The organism is Streptosporangium sp. G11, assembly GCF_051192615.1.
Lineage (GTDB): Bacteria > Actinomycetota > Actinomycetes > Streptosporangiales > Streptosporangiaceae > Streptosporangium.
This window is the reverse complement of record NZ_JBPJUQ010000066.1, coordinates 1-18,598: the sequence shown is the minus strand read 5'-3', so window position 1 is coordinate 18,598 and position 18,598 is coordinate 1. Positions and strand designations below refer to the sequence as shown.

16 protein-coding genes and 1 tRNA gene are annotated in these 18,598 nt (G+C 68.5%); 8 read left to right on the top strand and 9 right to left on the bottom strand.

What is annotated here, in order from left to right; all coding sequences use genetic code 11:
• The first annotated feature begins 29 nt into the window (after positions 1-29).
• From tmk to ACSDR0_RS38965, 5 genes are all read left to right on the top strand, one after another.
• Positions 30-2,090 (top strand): dTMP kinase, encoded by a 2,061-nt coding sequence (gene tmk, locus ACSDR0_RS38985; protein ID WP_435293976.1) that lies wholly within the window; start codon positions 30-32, stop codon positions 2,088-2,090.
• Between the two features lie 96 nt (positions 2,091-2,186).
• The gene (locus tag ACSDR0_RS38980) at positions 2,187-3,368 is read left to right on the top strand and encodes a DNA polymerase III subunit delta' (protein ID WP_435293975.1); all 1,182 of its coding nucleotides are present in this window, start codon (positions 2,187-2,189) and stop codon (positions 3,366-3,368) included.
• A gap of 702 nt (positions 3,369-4,070) precedes the next feature.
• Positions 4,071-4,850, top strand: a complete 780-nt coding sequence (locus ACSDR0_RS38975; protein WP_435293974.1) for a hypothetical protein — start codon at positions 4,071-4,073, stop codon at positions 4,848-4,850.
• Positions 4,847-6,001: a glycosyltransferase family 4 protein gene (locus tag ACSDR0_RS38970; RefSeq protein WP_435293973.1), complete on the top strand. Its 1,155-nt coding sequence runs from the start codon at positions 4,847-4,849 to the stop codon at positions 5,999-6,001. Before ACSDR0_RS38975 ends, ACSDR0_RS38970 begins: the two co-directional genes overlap by 4 nt.
• A gap of 313 nt (positions 6,002-6,314) precedes the next feature.
• On the top strand, positions 6,315-7,163 hold the full coding sequence (locus ACSDR0_RS38965) for a PSP1 domain-containing protein (RefSeq protein ID WP_435293996.1): 849 nt from the start codon (positions 6,315-6,317) through the stop codon (positions 7,161-7,163).
• 160 nt (positions 7,164-7,323) lie between these two features.
• Here the strand turns inward: ACSDR0_RS38965 and ACSDR0_RS38960 are convergent, their stop codons facing one another.
• From ACSDR0_RS38960 to ACSDR0_RS38945, 4 genes are read right to left on the bottom strand one after another with little or no spacing between them, the layout of a single operon-like run.
• Entirely contained in the window at positions 7,324-8,712 is a 1,389-nt protein-coding gene (locus ACSDR0_RS38960; RefSeq protein ID WP_435293972.1) for a DUF4407 domain-containing protein, read from the bottom strand.
• Positions 8,705-9,697, bottom strand: a complete 993-nt coding sequence (locus ACSDR0_RS38955) for a hypothetical protein (protein WP_435293971.1) — start codon at positions 9,695-9,697, stop codon at positions 8,705-8,707. The genes ACSDR0_RS38960 and ACSDR0_RS38955 overlap by 8 nt, the downstream gene beginning before the upstream one ends.
• A 17-nt stretch (positions 9,698-9,714) precedes the next feature.
• On the bottom strand, positions 9,715-11,799 hold the full coding sequence (locus tag ACSDR0_RS38950) for a hypothetical protein (RefSeq protein WP_435293970.1): 2,085 nt from the start codon (positions 11,797-11,799) through the stop codon (positions 9,715-9,717).
• On the bottom strand, positions 11,796-12,557 hold the full coding sequence (locus ACSDR0_RS38945; RefSeq protein WP_435293969.1) for a hypothetical protein: 762 nt from the start codon (positions 12,555-12,557) through the stop codon (positions 11,796-11,798). Before ACSDR0_RS38945 ends, ACSDR0_RS38950 begins: the two co-directional genes overlap by 4 nt.
• A 266-nt stretch (positions 12,558-12,823) precedes the next feature.
• Between ACSDR0_RS38945 and ACSDR0_RS38940 the strand changes: the two genes are divergently transcribed.
• A complete protein-coding gene (locus ACSDR0_RS38940; protein ID WP_435293968.1) occupies positions 12,824-13,276 on the top strand; it encodes a hypothetical protein in 453 nt (150 codons plus the stop codon).
• Positions 13,277-13,366: 90 nt separating this feature from the next.
• Here the strand turns inward: ACSDR0_RS38940 and ACSDR0_RS38935 are convergent, their stop codons facing one another.
• The gene (locus tag ACSDR0_RS38935; RefSeq protein ID WP_435293967.1) at positions 13,367-14,095 is read right to left on the bottom strand and encodes a Crp/Fnr family transcriptional regulator; all 729 of its coding nucleotides are present in this window, start codon (positions 14,093-14,095) and stop codon (positions 13,367-13,369) included.
• 340 nt (positions 14,096-14,435) lie between these two features.
• Between ACSDR0_RS38935 and ACSDR0_RS38930 the strand changes: the two genes are divergently transcribed.
• Both ACSDR0_RS38930 and ACSDR0_RS38925 read left to right on the top strand, forming a co-directional pair.
• Complete coding sequence (locus ACSDR0_RS38930) at positions 14,436-15,899, top strand: alpha/beta hydrolase (protein WP_435293995.1); 1,464 nt, start codon at positions 14,436-14,438, stop codon at positions 15,897-15,899.
• Positions 15,900-15,963: 64 nt separating this feature from the next.
• Positions 15,964-16,040, top strand: a tRNA-Thr gene (locus tag ACSDR0_RS38925).
• Between the two features lie 181 nt (positions 16,041-16,221).
• Here the strand turns inward: ACSDR0_RS38925 and ACSDR0_RS38920 are convergent.
• From ACSDR0_RS38920 to ACSDR0_RS38905, 4 genes are all read right to left on the bottom strand, one after another.
• On the bottom strand, positions 16,222-16,389 hold the full coding sequence (locus ACSDR0_RS38920; protein ID WP_435293966.1) for a hypothetical protein: 168 nt from the start codon (positions 16,387-16,389) through the stop codon (positions 16,222-16,224).
• 543 nt (positions 16,390-16,932) lie between these two features.
• On the bottom strand, positions 16,933-18,078 hold the full coding sequence (locus ACSDR0_RS38915) for a tyrosine-type recombinase/integrase (protein WP_435293965.1): 1,146 nt from the start codon (positions 18,076-18,078) through the stop codon (positions 16,933-16,935).
• Positions 18,075-18,281 carry a helix-turn-helix domain-containing protein gene (locus ACSDR0_RS38910; protein WP_435293964.1) on the bottom strand — a complete coding sequence of 69 codons (207 nt, stop codon included), beginning with the start codon at positions 18,279-18,281 and terminating at the stop codon, positions 18,075-18,077. Before ACSDR0_RS38910 ends, ACSDR0_RS38915 begins: the two co-directional genes overlap by 4 nt.
• The coding region (locus tag ACSDR0_RS38905) for a replication initiator (RefSeq protein WP_435293963.1) at positions 18,278-18,598 on the bottom strand (321 nt) is incomplete at its 5' end. The genes ACSDR0_RS38910 and ACSDR0_RS38905, both read right to left, overlap by 4 nt.

Genomic DNA, 18,598 nt, shown 5'->3' with positions numbered 1-18,598 from the left:
CCCAGCGAGCATCTGGATACGCTGACACTATGACCACCCCTGGCCGGAGCACCGCGCGACGCAAGCCCCCCCACGTGCTGGCCAACGCCCCGTTCCGCAAGCTGTGGACGGCGATGTCGGTGTGCAGCCTGGGAGACTGGCTCAACCTCCTGGCGCTGACCGCCCTGGCGGGCAACCTCACCGCGGCGCAGGGCTACAAGGTCCAGAGCCTGGCCATCGGCGGTGTCTTCGTGGCGAAGATGCTCCCGGCCATTCTGCTGGGCCCGCTCGCGGGCGCGTTCGCCGACCGGTTCGACCGGCGGCTGACGATGTTCTTCTGCGACCTCCTGCGCTTCGCGCTGGTGCTGTCGATCCCGCTGATCGGCAGCTACCAGTGGGTGATCGTCGCCACGTTCCTGGTCGAGTGCGTCAACCTCTTCTGGGTCCCGGCCAAGGACGCCACGGTGCCCAACCTGGTGCCCAAGGAGCGGCTGGAGGAGGCCAACCAGCTCAACCTCCTGGTCACGTACGGCACCGCGCCCGTCGCGGCGCTGCTGTTCGCGCTGCTGTCGGTCGCCGATGACTTCCTGGGCAGGCTGGTGCCGTTCCTCGCCCAGCGCGAGACCTACCTGGCGCTGTTCATCAACGCGCTCGCGTACCTGGTCTCGGCCGTCATCATCTTCTCGCTCAAGGACATCCCGAAGAGCGGCGCGCGGGCCGCCTCCCCGCCGTCGGTGCTGCGGCAGATCTTCGAGGGCTGGCGGTTCGTCGGCGGCAACCGGCTGATCCGCGGTCTGATCATCGGCATGCTGGGCGCGTTCGCCGCCGGTGGCGCGGTGGTCGGGGTGGCCAAGATCTACGTGGACGCGCTGGGCGGCGGCGACGCGGCGTACGGCGTGGTCTTCGGCGCGGTCTTCGTCGGTATGGCCTCGGGCATGTTCTTCGGGCCCAAGCTGCTGAGGGAGCTGTCGCGGCGGAGGCTGTTCGGCCTGGCGATCGTGGTGGCCGGGCTCGTTCTCGTCGCGATCGCGCTCGTCCACAACCTGGTGATCGTCGTCCTGCTGACCGTGCTGCTCGGCGCGTGCGCGGGAATCGCCTGGATCATCGGCTACACCATGATCGGGCTGGAGGTGGACGACAACCTGCGCGGCCGTACGTTCTCCTTCCTGCAGTCGCTCGCCCGGGTGACCCTGCTGCTGGTGGTCGCGGTCGCGCCGACCCTGGCGGGCCTGTTCGGCGAGCGCCAGATCAGGGTCGGCCAGGATCCGGTCTACCGGTTCGACGGCTCGAACCTCGTGCTGCTGGTCGGCGGGCTGCTCGCGGTGATCGTCGGGATCGTCGCGCTGCGGCAGATGGACGACCGCAGGGGCGTCTCGATCTTCGTCGACCTGCTCGCCGCGGTGCGCGGCGAGCGGTTCGCCCCCGAGAGCGCCGAGCAGGGGCGCGGGATGTTCGTCGCGTTCGAGGGCGGCGAGGGGTCGGGGAAGACCACCCAGTCCAGGTTGCTGGCGATCTGGCTGCGTGACCAGGGCTTCGACGTCGTGCAGACCCGTGAGCCCGGCTCGACCAAGGTGGGGATGCGGCTGCGGGCGATCCTGCTCGACGCGGTGCACCAGGGGTTGTCCGCGAGGTCCGAGGCGCTGCTGTACGCGGCCGACCGGGCCGAGCACGTGGAGAAGGTCATCCGCCCGGCTCTGTACCGGGGGGCGATGGTGATCTCCGACCGCTACGTCGACTCCTCGCTCGCCTACCAGGGCGCGGGCCGGGCGCTGGACGCCGAGGACGTCACGAGGATCAACAGCTGGGCCACCGGCGGGCTCGTCCCCGACCTCACGGTGCTGATCGACACCCCGCCGTCGGTGGGTCTGGCCCGGCTGGGCGGGGCCGCCGACCGCATCGAGTCGGAGCCGCTGGAGTTCCACGAGCGCGTCCGCCGCGAGTTCCGGGCGCTGGCCGCCGCCGAGCCCGACCGCTACCTGGTCGTCGACGGGACGCTGCCACAGAGCCAGATCTCCCTGATCATCCATGACCGGGTCCGCGAGATCCTGCCCGATCCGGTGCCGAGGGAGTCGGAGGACGTCACCGGCACCATGCCCGCGATCCGCGACTGAGCCCGCGTGGCGGTAGCCGGTACGGTGCGCTCGTACCGTACCGGCAGGAGCGCGATCCGCGACTGAGCCCGCGTTCCCGGCGGTAGGTTGGGGGGCGTGGGAGTCTTTGATGATCTTGTGGGGCAGGAGCGGGCCTCCGCGACGCTCCGCCGGGCGGCGGCGGCCGGTGCCGACATGCTGGCCGGGGGCCGTGGCGCGGGGATGACCCACGCGTGGCTGTTCACCGGGCCGCCCGGGTCCGGGCGCGAGGAGGCCGCGCGGGCGTTCACCGCCGCGCTGTTCTGCCCCGACCAGGGGTGCGGCCACTGCGACATGTGCCACCAGGTGGCGGTCGGCTCCCACCCCGACCTGGAGATCGTCCGCCCGCAGGGACTCTCGTACGGCATCAAGGACACCCGGCGGCTCATCCTGCGCGCGGCCGGGGCACCGACGCTGGGCGGCTGGCGCGTCGTGCTGTTCGAGGACGCCGACCGGGCGACCGAGGGGGCCTCCAACGCGCTGCTCAAGGCCATCGAGGAGCCGCCGCCGAAGACGGTGTGGCTGCTCTGCGCGCCCTCCCCGGACGACATGATGATCACCATCAGGTCCCGCTGCCGGCTCGTCACGCTCGTCACCCCGCCCACCGCGGCGGTCGCCCACGTGCTGGCCACGCGAGAGAACGTGCCGCCGGCGATGGCGGAGTTCGCCGCCAGGGCCGCCCAGGGGCACGTCGACCGCGCCCGCAGGCTGGCCATGGACCAGGAGGCGCGTGCGCGCCGCGAGGCGGTGCTGTCCATCCCCCGGTCGCTCACCGGCGTCGGGGAGTGCGTGATGGCCGCCGAGCGGCTGGTGAAGACCGCCGAGGACGAGGCCGCCGCGGTCACCGCGGTGCTGAACGAGTCGGAGATCACCGAGCTGCGCCAGGCCTACGGCGAGGGCTCCACGGGCAAGGGGCTCAACAGGGGCCTGATCCGCGGCGGTGCCGGGGCGCTCAAGGATCTCGAGGACCGGCAGAAGTCCCGGGCGACCCGCACCAAGCGCGACGTCATCGACGCGTCCCTGCTCGACCTGGTGGCGTTCTACCGCGACGTGCTGGCGGTGCAGTTCGGCGCGCACGTGGAGCTGGCCAGCGAGGACCGCCGCGCCGACCTGGACGATCTGGCCCGCGCCTCCACGCCGGAGGACACCCTGCGCAGGATCGACGCGATCATGCGCTGCCGGGTGCGGCTGGCGTCCAACGTCAGCCCGCAGATGGCGGTCGAGTCGATGACCATCTCGCTGCACCGGCCCCGGCTCTGAACCGGTCGGGCTTTCACGTCGGGCCGGTTCCGGCTCGTTTCCGAACCGGTCGCGCTTCCGCGTCGTGCGGGGCCTGGTTTTACGTCGCGACGGCCCGGTCCTGGGTGGTGCCGCCGGTGGCCGTGCCGCTGGTGGCCGTGGGGGCGGTGACCGTCCGGGGCGCCGAGCCCGACGGCCGCTCGTTCGTCGTGGCGTTCGTTTGTCGCGGTGCTCGTTTGTCGTGGTGCTCGTTTGTCGCGGTGCTCGGCCGGATCGTCGAGAGGGCGGGTGGAGGCCGCCTTTCCTTCGTGCCCGGAACCGCCGAGATCGTGCGTTTCGACGCGGAGGACGGTGTCCAGTCGGCCGTGCTCTATCACGACGATCGGGGAGGTTTCCGGCCGGTCGACGCGACGGTTCGGGTGAGCGTCTCATGGCCCACCGGGGGACGGAGTTCAGGGGGTCAGCTCTGGCCGGTATCGGACACTTCAGAGTTTTCCCGGAGCCGGATGAGCGGATATCGGCTGGTGAGAAGACGGATGGCGGCCGTACCAAGTGGTCACTAACCGTCTGTTTCCGATTACATGGAACCATTCATCGCTAAGTCACCTCAAAGTATGAGTGTGTGTCGTTAGGATTAACAGGCAAAAATAAGCTATTTCGTCATAAATCAGTGGGCAGTGTCCTGCTCTACGGGGATGAGCAGAGAAGACCGGGGGACTCTTGGTGAGCATTGGGGCACGCCACGGGGTGAGCCTGTCCGTGAGTGGGCGGGCCGTCACGAGCCGTGTGGGCAACGACGACACGCTGAGAATCGAGTGGCCGGAGTCGATCGACGGAAACACCGGGAACGACGGGAACGTCGCGGGGATCGTCCTGCGGCACGTGGAGACCGGTGAGGAGTGCGGGGCCACGGACCTGACGACGCTGTCCTCGGGTGTCTGGATGGCGTCGCGCGGCGGCGAGCCCGTCGCCACCGACGACCCGGGCTTCTCGCTCGACGGGCTGTGGTCCTATGCCGAGACCCCCCGCAACCGGGAGATCAGGGCGTTCCGTACCTCCCTCGGCACGCTGGGCCTGCGGGTCCGCGAGGTCGAGCCGTACGTCGAGGTGATCCGCGTGACCGCGGAGGACGGTGTGATCCAGGTCGAGGGCGCCGTCGCGTACGGCGAGCCGATCCGGGGGGCGGCCAGGCTCGTGGCGGTGGCCCGCCGGGGACCGGAGCCCGTGAGCGGGCCCGCGAGCTTCCAGGGGCGGTGGTTCGAGGGAGGGGTCGAGATCGCGCCGATGGCCGAGAATCAGGTGCGCCGCCGGGTCTTCTGGGATCTCTACGCGGAGATCTCCGGAACCCGGCTGCCGCTGGCGACCCGCCTTGATGACATAACGGACAAGAAGACCAAAATTCGTTTTCCTGCCCAGCGTGTCGGGCAGGTGAGGGTCCGGCCGTACTACACCGAGACCGACAGCCTCGCCGTCGCGCTCAGCATCGAGGAGGAGAGCTCGTGAAAATCTCCTTTCTCATCCTCAACGCCTACGGCATGGGTGGGACCATCCGCGCCACCTTCGACCTGGCCACGGCCATGTCCGAGCGGCACGAGGTCGAGATCGTCAGCGTCTTCCAGCACACCGACAACCCCTTTCTGCCGCTGGGCTCGCAGGTTCGCCTGCGCTCGCTGGTGGACCTGAGGGAGGGAGCCAGGGTCCGCTGGCCGTACACGAAGAAGGCCGAGCGGCTGAGCGCGCAGGAGAGCGCGCTGATCCACCCCGAGGAGCGCGCGTACGCCTCCTTCAGTGCCTGGAGTGACGAGGTTCTCGTCCGCGAGTTGCGCAGGCTGCGCAGCGACGTGCTGATCACCACCCGCGCGGGGCTCAACATCATGGCCGCGCGATACACCCGTAAACGGGTACTCACGATCGCCCAGGAGCACCTGCACTTCGAGGCCCACCAGCCCGGGATCTTCGAGGAGATCCGGACCTGGTACCCGAAGCTCGACGCCGTCGTGACCCTCACCGAGGCGGACGAGCACGACTACCGGAAGATGCTCAACGGATCGCCCACCCGGGTGTTCACCATCGGCAACGGGCTGCCCGGCGGGCCGCGCCCGCGCTCCCGGCAGGAGAACCGGATCGTGCTGGCCGCGGGCAGGCTGGTGCCGGTCAAGGGGTACGACCGGCTGCTGAAGGCGTTCGTCCGGGTGGCCAAGGAACGCCCGGACTGGAAGCTGCGGATCTACGGCGAGGGGCGGGTCGGCGACAAGCTGGTCAAGCAGGCCGTCAAGCTGCGCCTGCACAACAACGTCACGTTCATGGGTCCCACCGGGGACATCGAGGGCGAGCTCGCCAAGGCCTCGATCCACGCGGTCAGTTCCCGCTTCGAGGGCTTCGGCATGACCATCATCGAGGCGTTCGCCTCCGGGGTGCCGGTGATCAGCTTCGACTGCCCCCGGGGCCCCCGCGAGATCATCACCTCCGGGGTCAACGGGCTGCTGGTCCCCGCCGACGACGTGGACGCCCTGGCCGGCGGGCTGATCCAGATGATCGACGACGAGGAGGGCCGCCTCCGGATGGCCGACAACGCCCTCCAGACGGCCAAGAACTACGACATCTCCATGATCGTCTCCCGCTGGGAGAAGTCCTTCGCCGAACTCGGTCGCTGACCGAAGCGGCGGACGGCCCGGCGGGGCGTCTCCGTGACGTGCCCCCGTCATCTTCGGGAGGAACCCCCGATTCCGACCCGCGCGGGAGGGCGCCGGCCGCGCGATCCCGGCAGGGCGCCGGCGTGCGTCCGCTCGGCGGTGCTCGACGGGTTTCGGCGGTGCTCGGCGGTGCTCGACGGGGGCCCGTGCGGTGCCGCGCCGCCGGGCGTTACCTCGTCTTCCTGGTCTTCGGGCGGCTATCCGCGTCCCCGGGTATGACGCGTAGGGTGAGCACGAGCCGTACCCCCAGGTTTGGAGCCATATGGGCATGATCATGGCGGTGAGTTTCACCCGCTACGGCAGGCTGTACTACCTCGATCCCGGTGAGCACAGCCCCAAGGTCGGAGACAAGGTGCTCGTCCCCACCGACGCCGGGCCCGAGGTGGCCGAGTGCGTCTGGGCGCCCCAGTGGACGAGCGAGGAGGTCGGCGGGCTGCCGGTGTGCGCGGGCATCGCGAACGAGGAGCACCTGACCCGCGACGAGGGCAACAAGCGGCGGCGCGCCGAGGCCCGCAGCGTCTCCAAGCGCCTGATCAAGCGGCACACGCTGCCCATGAAGGTCGTCGGCGTCGACTACACGGACGCCGAGAACGTCTACACGGTCTATTTCTCGGCCCCCCAGCGGGTCGACTTCCGCGCCCTCGTCCGTGACCTGGCCCGCAACCTGCGCGCCCGGGTGGAGCTGCGCCAGATCGGCCCCCGCGACGAGGCCCGCCTGCAGGGCGGCATCGGCCCCTGCGGCCGCGACCTGTGCTGCGCCACCTTCCTCAAGGACTTCGAACCGGTCTCCGTCCGCATGGCCAAGGACCAGGACCTGCCGGTCAACCCGCTGCGCATCGCGGGGGCGTGCGGGCGGCTGATGTGCTGCCTGAAGTACGAGCACCCTCTCTATCTCGACGCGCACAGCAGGATGCCCCGCGTCGGGCTGAAGGTCGACACCCCCGAGGGGGCGGGAACCGTCGTGGGGCGCAACGTACCCTCCGACTCCGTCGTGGTCCGCCTGGAGGACGGCGGCCGCCGCTGCGCGTGCCCTTCGGCGTCGGTGTGCTCCCCCCGCAAGCAGCACGACGCGGCGTACGGGGACGCGGTGAAGGTCGCCGACGGCGGGCCGGAGGGGAGATGACCGGGGCCGTCGAGGGCCGTCCGCGGACTCACCTGGTGAGTCCGCGGCGAGGGCCCTCGCCCCGGAGAGGGCCCTCGCCGCGGGGATGACCACCGGCCCGGGACGGCCGTCGTTTCAGGGTGCCCGTCGGTTCCGGGTGCCTGTCGTTTCAGGGTGCCCGTCAGTTCTGGGAGCCCGTCAGGTCGATGTGCGGGTGGGAGCCGTTGCGTCGCTCCTCCCTGATGACGTGCTTGACGCCCTGGAAACCCATCTCCTCCGTCCGGCGCCTGATCATGGCCTCCACCGCGGCGCGTGCCTCGGCGTCGGCGGCCTTGCTGTCGATGTCCATCAGCTGGCGCCGCCGCCGGCGGTCCTCCGCGTCGCGGTGAGCCCGGAGCTCCAGCTCGCCGACGCGCCCGTCCGCGCTGAACTGCAGACGCTTCTCGTGGATCCTCTCCTGGGTACGGTTCGCGCGATCCACCATCCGGTCGTAGGTGGTCGTGCCTCCCATGAGCTTGACCAGGACGGGCAGGCAGTCGATCAGGATCAGGAACAGCCGGAGCAGCCAGCTCGCCCCGAACAGGTAGGGGTTCTCGGCCGTCAGCTCGTGCAGCGCCCGCATGCGCTCCAGGAGCCCGACGGGATCGTCCGCGCCGGGCATCGCGTCCACCCGCTTTCGCACGTCCGCCTCGACCCGCTGCCCGAAGTCGGCCCGCTTGTCGGCGAGAGGTCCGCGCAGCGTGGACACCTGGTCGTCCAGGGAGCGGAGTCTCCTCTGGTTCTCGGCCAGCTTGCTGCGGGTGGCGAAGGCCGCCGCCGCGGCGTCCAGGCGTTCGCAGAGCGGTCCCGCGCCCTTCCTGCCGCTCGTGCCCGCCACCTTGACTCCCTGGCATTCGTTCGTGGCCTGGGTGAGCAGCCTGTCGTGTCGCGCGTTGTCGGCGTTGACCCGGGTGCGGAGCTTGTCGGCGTCGCGCTCCAGGTCACGCAGCCTGGTCGCGTCCGACTCGGCGGCCGGTGCCAGGAGCTCGGCGTCCTCGCACCCCCGCCGGTCCCGCGCGCCGGAGGGCTCCTGGGGGTTGCACCTCAGGAGCAGGGCCCGCTCCGCGTTGCGGGCGTCCTGGCGTCCGTCCAGGACGTGCTGGACCACCGCGGTCTCGAACACCTTCAGGACCAGCGGCTCGGCGATGACGAAACCCAGCACCACGGCGACGAGCAGGCGGGGGACCAGCATCAGGAGCCTGCGCTGCCAGATACCGGTCACGGTCGAGACGAGCCACCTGTCGAGGTTGAGCACGATGAGCGTCCAGATCACCGTGGGAACGACCAGCCCGATGTGGGAGCCGCCCAGAACCTGGCTCAGGGCGAACCACATCGAGATCCCGGCGACGACCGCCGTGCCCAGCACCACGCCGCCGAGACCCACGTACCGGGTCCGCTCCAGCGGCACCTGGTCCAGGATCTCCTCGTCGACCCCGGACAGGACCCTGAGCCGTCGTCCCAGGTCGAGTCGTCCGCCCGGCTCGGCGGGCGGGGCCTTCGAGTGCCTGCCGGGTGACGCCTCGTCAGTCATCGAGGTCCTCCAGGCCGATCCTGCGCGGGCCGTCGTGCCCGTTCTGGAACGACCTGCCGGCGCCCGGCGCGGGTGGCTCCACGGCCTTCGGCGCCTCGGCGAACAGGCTGTCCCCGGTGACCGACGTCACCATCCTCTCGATGAGCCTGTGGGTGTCGATGGGCAGGAAGTCCAGTGCTCCGTCGGGCATCCCGTTGATCAGGTCGGACAGGGCCTTCATCCGGTTCTCCCGCGCCTCGCGGGTGATGCCGACGGCGTCGGTCATCAGCAGCTGCTCCCGGCTGACGCCGAACGCCACGGTGGCCTCGGCGCCGCGCTTGAAGATCTCCTCGATCCTGGCGACGTCACGGTTCTCGATCGCCGACTCCAGTTCCTTGCTCTCCCCGTCCCACTTGAGCCGTTTGATCCGCTGGCCGTGGACGAGGATGTCGTTGGGCGGGAGAAGGTCGACGTTGACCAGGGCCACCTCCAGCCCGTCGATCCGGGGAGGGTAGAACTCCAGATAGGCCCGGACCCTGTTGGTCACCTCCTCGGACAGGAGGTGCACCTCCTCGATCGGCCGCGTCGTGCCGAGCCGCATCAGCTGCGCGTCGTCACGGAGATGGTTGGTCAGCACGTCCGCGGCGTTCTCGATACCGGCGGAGACGACCGCCTCCGCGTCGGTCACCCGGCACCTGAAGGCGACCTTCAGCAGGAACTGGTAGCCCATGTCCCGTGACGGGATCTCGATCGCCAGCGTGACCTGCCGGTTGCGCATGTAGACGACGCTCACGGATCTCGCCTCCACGACGGCGTCCTCGGACCCGCGCAGGTGCTGGCCCTCCGTGTACGCCTTGTAGCCTCCGTTCAGCGCGAAGACGAGGACCGTTCCCACCGGGGTCTCGGGAAGCTCGTCGGGGTTGCGGCGGGGGAAGAGTCCCAGTCGCCGCTGGGGAGGCCGGAGGGTGCGTTCCTCCACGATGGGGTATTCGCTGTACGCGGGCATCGATGTTCTCCTTGATGTCATTGGTGGCTTCGCCGTGTGCCCGCGTTGAGCAGGGCGAGGACGATCTCCTTGGCGAGCGGCGGATCCCACCGCGCGTGCGTCTCGCCGCAGGCGCGATCGATCGCGCGCTTGACCAGCACCGACACGGCGCCGGGCAGGATCGCCCAGATCACCTGGCCCAGCGCCTCCGCGGCGGCCACGGCGCCGTCCTGCTCCTCGAGGGCCTGAAGGGTGCGGCAGAGTGCCCGAACCGCCTCCGCGCGGTGGTGGGCGTTGTGGAGGGTCCATGCCCACAGGACGCCGATCGGTTCGGCGCTTGACGGCTGGGACAGGAGCAGCCATGCCATGAGTGGCCTCTCGCTCTCCAGCCGGTCGGATTCCAGCACGCCGAGCACGGCTTCGAGGGCCCTCCTGGCCAACCGCGGTGGCATGCCCTCACCGAGGTCACGCTCCAGGTGCTTGGCGAGCAGCCGCAGGCCGGTCAGCGCCTCACCGTCTCGTTCCGCCGCGGTCTGGAACAGGAGCGTCAGGGCCCTCTGGGCCACGTTGCTCACCCGGATCCCGCGGAGCGACAGGTACCAGAGCCAGTCGACGGCCTCACCCGGATATCGGATGGAGAGGCCGCCCGCGAGGGCGAGGGCCGCGGTCATGGCCTGCGGTTGCCCGGCGTTCTCCACCCAGCTCAGGGCGGTGCCGAAGGCGATGGCCGCGGTGACGTCGTCCACGCACATCATGGAGAGCGTGTTGGCCGCGGTGAGCCGCTCCTGGACCAGGCCCGCGGCCCAGGGCCGCAGGAAGGACTCCCCGACCTCCTCGGGTCGTGTCCTCGCGAGCAGCGCGAGCCCCGCCGCGACCTGTACCTGGACCTCGGGGAGCTCCCCGGCCAGCTCGCGGATCCACTCGCGCAACGGCTCCCACACCTTGTACCCGTAGCGCAGGCAGAGCTGGGTGATCACGTGCTCGCGGTGGCGGGGGCCGCAGAAGACCACCCTGGGCTCGCCCGCCTCGGTGGATACGCCGATCAGCGGGTGCCGGCTGTTCCACAGCTTCCGGCTCTGCGGAAGGTCCTCTCCGATCGGGCGCGTCTCACGTTCGGCCCCTTGCCGCTCGATCTCGTCCGCGATGCTCGTCAGCCGCACCAGGAGCCGCTCGAAGACCCGCTCCGGTATGCCGTACGCGAAGGCCAGGGCCGCGACGGCCAGCACCTCGGAGCGTTTCGGTTCGCCGTCGAACCACTGGACGACGGTACTGCCGTCCAGATCGGCCAGGATCTCCCGCGCGTGCCGGGCGCCGCCGATCATCTGCTCGGCCAGCTCGACGACCCGCTGCGGGGAGCGCAGTCCGGCGACGTGTTCACGGACCTGGGCGTCGGAGAGGGCGGGGTGATCCGTGCCGACATGGGCGTCGAGCAGCTTCAGGGAGTCGGGAGGCTCCCATCCGATCTCGAACGCCTCAAGCTCGAAACGTACCTCCGCGCGGTTGAGAGTGATCACCAGATGCGCCTCCGCCTGGGCCAGCTTGGCGCTCAGCGTGTCGAAGGTGAAGCGCCGCAGGCCCTTCTCGGCCTTGTCGTTGATCCAGTCGTGGATGAAGTAGACGCGGTCCTTCCTGAACGAGGTCGCCAGCAGGTCGTCCAGGTCACGGCGGGGAGAGAGGACGACGATCTTGTCCGCGGGCAGCTTGACCTGTGCGAGGAGGGCGGTACCGCTCGTCCACTTGCCGATGCCCTCCCTCCCGACGAGGACCACCACGCGGTTTTCGCGCAGGGCCGTCACGGCCCTGTCGAAGCCCGGCGGCCTGACGAAGTGCCTGAGGGCGTGATCGATCTCCTTCTCGTCGAGCCGCCTCGACGTCGATCGCGCGGTTCTGCCGCCCGCCATGCCGAAGGTCGCCTTCTGCGCCTGTACCTCGGCGAAGAAGTTGTTGATCACCGTGGCCGTCTGGCCGAGGGCACCTTCGTCGAAATCCTCGTCGGCGCGCTCGGCGGCCGGTTCGTCCGGGTCGGCCTGCTGCCGTTCCTCCTCCTGCCGTTCCTTCTGCTCCGGCTCGGGGAGAGGCTCGGCCGGTGGATCGTCGCCCGGAGGGGGGTCCGCTGTCGTCATTTACGGCCGACCCCGAAGACCGCGCGGCGCGCGTCAATGGAACCACTCAGATTATTGATCACTTCCGCCTGCTGGGAAGTGCCGGTTCCGATGCTCTCCGCCCGGCTGTCCGTTTTCGCGCCCGCTTGCGTGTCCGCTTCCGTGTTCGTTGAATCGGACAGGAGGCGCAGATCTCCAGAATTAAACTCCGGACTCCATATCCATGCGGAACCGGAGAACTCCTTCTCCTGAATCGTCACCCTGTGGAAGTCGCCCACGCCGTAGGAAGTGTGTCCCTGCTGCACCACATCCTCGAAAACTCGTTGGGAGAGGATGAGGGCGATGTTCATGTCCTCTCTCATCTTGAAGATCTTTTTGAGCGGCTGCCAGTCGACGAGCCGGCTCGCCTCGACGACCGCCTGGCCGGCGTACCCGTTGGCCGACGGGTAGGCGGTGCCGAAGGCGAGAGCCACCCTGAGCTGGAGCCGCTCTTTTGGCGCCAGGCCGTCGTTGTGGTCGACGAGTCCCTGGTGGAGCGCGCGTATGTACTGGTCGACGACGAGAGGGTCGGGTTCGTCGGCGGGGAGCACCGCGAGCTCGCCGTCGCCTCCCGGCTGGATCACCCACCGGTGCCGATCGAGCCCCGCCTGGGCGGCCGCGCCTCTGTGAAGGTCGACGAAGCCGTGCTGCATGGCCTCGTGGCGTTTGTTATCTCCTCGTCCGTATCCTCGTAGATCGCTGGTCATGATGAGGGCGCGTCCGAAATCGCCGCTTTTCATGGATTCTTCCGGTTCCTTACGGTCTGGTAGTAAATCCAGCTTGAAGCCATCAGTATGAGGGAATGCCGAGGGCCACATCCCCTACTGGTAGGGGATGTGGCCCTAGCAAATATGGAGAATAAGCCCCAAGGTGGATTAATACATACTCGGAACCTTCTTCGCACCCTTTCCTGGAGTTTGATGCCAAGAGACAAGGGGAAACGGTGCGCTGGATGCGACAAAAGCCTCACAAGTTAACGAATCAGGATCTAGATGGTGCGCTGGCGGTGACGATCTCGTTCCAGAATTACGTTCAGCATGCCGACGGGAAGGTGGGCGTCCTGGCCGTCTCGCACGCGGGGGCCGCGGCGATGGTCGCGGCCCAGGTCGGAGGTGTCGCCAGACTCACCCACGCCGGTCTCGTCGCGGGGGCCGTGCTGCTGGGCCTCTTCGTGCTGGGCTTTCTCGTGTCCGGCTATCACATGCTCCAGACCATCCGGCCGAGCCTGCGGCCGCCGGACGCGCGGAGCCGATACGGCATCACCGGAGCCGTCGGCCACATGCCCCCGACGGTGGGTGAGGACATCGCGACCAGGATCGACGAGGCGTGGGAGATGACGCGTCTCCTCGCTCGGATCGCCGAGCGCAAGTATCGCCACGTGTCCAGCGCGCTGCCCTGGACCGGGCTGACGCTCGTCTCGGCGATAGCGTTGACGGTGCTCGTCGTGGCATGGAGATGATCCCGCCACGCCGCGTCACCGCCACACGACGTCCCCGCCACACCACGTCCCCGCGTCACCATGTCGCCGCAGGGCACCGCCGCGGCGAGCTCAGTTCGCGGTGCTGAAGGCGTGAAGCGCCTCCAGATCCGTGATGACCAGCTGCCTGTAGTCGGTCAGCAGCAACCCGTTCCTCTTGAGGAGCCGGACCGCGTTGTGCACCGCGGCCTCCTTCGCCCCGATGAGCCGTCCCAGCTCGGGCTGCGACAGCCTGATGCCGAGGTCCGTACCGCCCGCGACGGCGAATCCATGACGCGCCGCCAGATCGCCGAGCACCCGCGCCAGTCGCACCGGGACATCGAAGGCGGTGAACTCAAGCCGGCGCTGGTTGGCCCATTCCAGCCGCTCCGCGATCATGGAGGCCAGCGCGGACCACAGACGGGGGCGTTCGTCGAGATAGGCGAAGAACGTGGCCGCGGGGATCCGGAAGGCCACCAGCGGGGTGCATGCCGTGACCGTCGCCGAGCGGTCCGTCTCCCGGAGCGTGGCCATCTCGCCCACCAGGTCACCGCTCAGTCTTATGCCGAGCAACGCCTCGGCGCCGTTGTCGAGAATCGCGGTGATCTTCGCGCAGGCGGGCGACGCGGACCGGACGGAACGGAGCAGAAGAACATGATCGCACCGAGTGTCACCCTGCCGGATCAGGATCGCTCCGGGCTCGTGACGCTGCGACTCACCCAGGCTGAAAAGCTCGTTACGCCCCCTGTCGTCAAGGGTCGAGATCAGAGTCCCCGCAGGCCAGGGAGGGCTGGGATCCCGGCGGGATGTTCTACTGGACATGAGGCCTCCTCGACGGTGAGGGTGCACGCCTCGTCCGCTCGCCGATCGTCATGTTCGTGTAGCAGACCGTGAAGGACAGCCTTCGGGGCCAGGCCGGTGGCTAAGATGCCACCGGTGGCCATTCGGAGGACACAGGGCTCTCCTGCCGAGCGCGTGACGACCGTGTCCCACAATCTTGACATTCCGGCCTTAAGAAGGTGAAGCGGATGCGTGCACCTCAGAAGTATGGGGATTCGCCGCGTCGGGAGCTCCATGACCGAACCTCGTATGCCGGATCGGCATACGACCCGCCTCACGGAGCGGACAAGGCGTGAGATCCCCTGTGGTCGCCGTACTGGCGATGGTGGCCCTGCTCGCGGGCGCGTGCACCGGAACCGGTGCCAACGCCGGTTCCGGCAGCGGTACGGGCGGTGGCGAGGTAGGAAGATCGTCGCTCGCATGGGACGAGTGCGGGGACGGCTTCGAGTGCGCGAAGCTCCCCGTTCCCCTCGATCACGCCAAGCCGGACGGCGAGAAGATCGAGATCAGCGTGATCCGGCTTCCCGCCTCGGGTGACCGGATCGGCTCGATTCTCCTCAATCCCGGCGGACCCGGCGCCTCCGGGGTCCAGTACGCGCGAGGGGCCCGCACGGCGGTGAGCAAGGCGGTGCGAGACCGCTTCGACGTCGTGGGCTTCGACCCGCGCGGGGTCGGCGGGTCCGCGCCCGTCCGATGCCTGTCGTCGAGCGAGCTGGACACCTACGTCGGCCTCGACAGCTCACCCGACTCGCCGGGAGAGGTCACCATGCTGGAGGAGGGCTCGCGGCGGTTCGCCTCCGGGTGCCAGGCCCGCTCGGGCAGGCTCCTGCCGCACGTCGGCACGGCCGACGCCGCCCGGGACATGGACCTCCTGCGCGCCGCCGTCGGCGACTCCCGCCTCACCTACCTCGGCAAGTCGTACGGCACCCAGCTGGGCGCCGTCTACGCGGACCTCTTCCCCGGCCGCGTCCGCGCCCTCGTCCTGGACGGCGCCGTGGACCCCTCGCTCAGCCCGCTGGAGCTGAACACCGCGCAGGCACGCGGTTTCGAGGTCGCCCTCGACGCCTTCCTCGGAGACTGCCTCGCGGCCACCGACTGCCCTTTCCGCGGCTCCGTCGGCTCCGCCCGCACGGAGATCGCCGCCCTGCTCCGCCGCGCGGACACGGCTCCCCTGACCAACAGGACAGGCGACGGCCGTACGGTGACCGAGGCCTGGACCACCCTCGGCCTGATCACCCCGCTCTACGACCGGCACGCCTGGCCGGTTCTCCGCCAGGCGCTCGGCCAGGCACTGAAGGGTGACGGCACCACCCTGCTCCGTTTGGCCGACCTGCTGATCGACCGCGAGGCGAACGGCGAGTACACCAACCAGACCGAGTCGAACCTGGCCGTCAACTGCGTCGACGCCCCCTATCCCAGAGACACCGCCGCCTACGCCGCGGCGGCCCGCGCGTCGGCCGCGGAGGCCCCTCTCTTCGGGGCGTACGTCATGTGGAGCTCGCTGCCCTGCGCGTACTGGCCGGCCAAGGGAGGCCCGCGGGCGAAGATCGACGCCCCCGGAGCCCCGCCCATCATGGTCGTCGGCACCGAACGCGACCCGGCCACGCCCTACCAGTGGTCCGAGGCCCTCGCCTCCCAGCTCTCCTCCGGCGTCCTCGTCGGTTTCGACGGTGACGGGCACACCGCCTACCTGACCGGTTCGGCGTGCGTGGATCGCCTGGTGGACGACTACCTGATCGATCTGACCGTTCCCAGGGACGGAACACGCTGCCCCAAGATCAGCTGATTCCAGGGCGCGGGAAGGCCCCGAGAGCCTGTAGACTGCCGTAGGCCGTGGTGAAACATGGCACGCCGCCTTAGCTCAGTCGGCCAGAGCACTTCACTCGTAATGAAGGGGTCTGGGGTTCGATTCCCCAAGGCGGCTCCAGCTCAGAGGCCCTCACGAAGATCGTGGGGGCCTTCTGCGTGTCTAAGTGCGTGACTATCAGAATTAAGTACTGACTGCGTGAGCGGCTGCGAGGAACTTGGCGTCGCCAGCTTGAGCAAAACGAACGCAGCCCCAGGGGACTCATTGAGTCCCCTGGGGCTGGCGCTCTAACTCCTATGCACTACGCGTAGCGCTTGAGCTTCCACACGACCGCCCGGCCGCTGTAGGGCGGCATGACGTTGCTCTTGGCAATAGGCGCCGTGGTAGAGGGGGCCGTGGTGACTTCCCACACGCCACTCTCGGGGCACTTCTCACCGGTACGCGCGGTGGTTCCCAGAGGGACCGGCATTTTTCTGCTCCTTACAGCCACAAACAGAACTTTTCTGTCTGTGCGAGCACGCCGGTGCCCAGTCAAAATCTGACCCCCTGCACAGCAGGGCGTCAGGTATTTGCTAAGGTCGCTTCTGCTACGAAAGACAGACCCCGGCTTCAGACATGACTAGGCACACGCCCAAGCCCATCTGGAGCCGGGGTTTTCGTGCTTGCAGCAGTCTAGTGGCTACGGCAGGCAAGGGCGTGTCGGCGAGCGCCGAGCGGGCCGAACCTCATTACAAGTAGCGATCCACCACGCGCAGCAACTTGATCATTTCGAGACAAAATGCCACTAGTTGTTATGTGAACATCCCGTTTTGTCACGTTACATCCACGTGACTGAGATCACATTCCTGCGGGTTGACAGGGTGGCCACTGTGTGATGGTGATGTTACTCACAGTAGTTTTAGATCTTGGTTGGGATGCGATCAGACACCTCTTCCTCGCCGTCATGCCTCGGCGTGGATGCGGAGACGTCGAGTGGTTACGGGCCTTTGCCGTTCGGGTTCCTGCCATCAGGTCAGGAGCCGAAAAGGCGGTCCATGATGACTGCACCTCCCTGAATAACTGGGCGAATCTGCTTCCGGTAGACCAGCTCGGTCACGGCTGTACTGCTATGTCCGACCAGGCGGGAGATCTCCTCCAGGGGGATGCCGCTGTCGGAGAGTACGGACACGAAGCTGTGCCGCAACTCTCGTGGCGACCACTGGGCCGGGTCGAGGCCAGCACCCTTGATGATCAGTCGGAAGGCCCGTCGCACGTTGGCCGCATCCAACGGAGTGCCCACCGCCGACGCGAACACGAGGTCGTGTTCCTGCCATCGTTCACCCGCCGAGGCGCGGTCCTTGTCCTGCTGCTCCCGATGGGTCATGAGCGCCTTCACACAGTGATCAGGCAGCGCCAGCGTACGCCGGGACTTCCGGGTCTTCGTGTCTCCACCGGTCCGCACGGAGCGCCACACGGCCACATGCGGCGGCACCTGTTCGTCCTGCCTGCTCTCCAGATCCACGTGCGACCACGTCAGCGCCCGAAGCTCCTCCGTTCGCGCTCCGGTGAGCAGGGCGACCACGATGTAGGCGTGCATCCGGCTGCCCTCGGATGCCTTGAGTACGGCTTCCGCCTGGGCCAGGGTGAGCGCCTTGGAGGGACGGCCCTCCTTACCTCTCGGGACCGCGCACAGCTCTACGACGTTCCGCTTGACCTTGTCTCTCGCCATCGCGCGCTTGACCGAACGGTTCAGGTAGGAGCGGAGAAGCTGCACGGTGCTGGTGCTGAGGGTGGCGGCCTTGTCGGCGAGCCACTTGTCCACATCCTGTGCACTTAGGTCGCGCAGCTTCCGTGCTCCCAGCGCGGGTATGACGTGGTTCCGGCAAAGGATCTTGCCGGTCTCCACCGTGGATGTGTCCCGCCTGCTGAGTTCGTAGGTCAGCCAGTCGTTCACGGCGTGCGCGACCGTGTAGTCCGATGGGGCGATGGCAAGGCCGTCCTCGTAGTCGCGTAACACCTCCTTGAGCTTCGCCTTGGCCTCCGTCTTGGTCTTGCCGCTGCCGCGCTTGATGACCCGTTTGCCGCTCGGGTCGTGGCCGAGACTGGCCGTGGCGATCCAGCGCTGTCGTTTCTCGTCCCAGTGGAGGCCGCCGTCTCCCCGGCTGCGTCGTGTGGTCATGATGCCCTCGCTTCCTGTTCGAGTAGTGCCACGTAGTCGGAGATGGCCGAGGCCGGGATGAGCCGGGTACGGCCCTGGGTGACCGAGCGCAGACGGCCCGATCGGATCTGTTCGTAGATCACGCTGCGGCTCATGCTGAGCAGGTACATGGCTTCGCTGACGCGATACAGCCGCCGATCGGCGGACGGTCGGGGTACGGTCAACCGTCCTCCCGTTTCGCCGCGATGGCACGGGCCTGGGAGACGCGGTGCCGGATGTGTTCGGCCATGATCGCCTCACCGGGGGTGTAGCCCATTCCGGCGAAGCGCCAGTGCCCGAGCACGAGCGTCGTCTCATCACCGAGAACCGGAAGGCCGCGCTGCTTGCGTGCTTCGGTGGCGCGGTGGGTGGAGCGCACCTGTCGTAGGTCGCCGAGGGTGGTGGAGTAGGCGCGGCTCTTGGTCGAGAAGTGGGATCTGGCAAGATTTTCGTGATGGGGTGACGGATTGTCATCGCGGTGGCATCGTGGCCATTGTGTGAT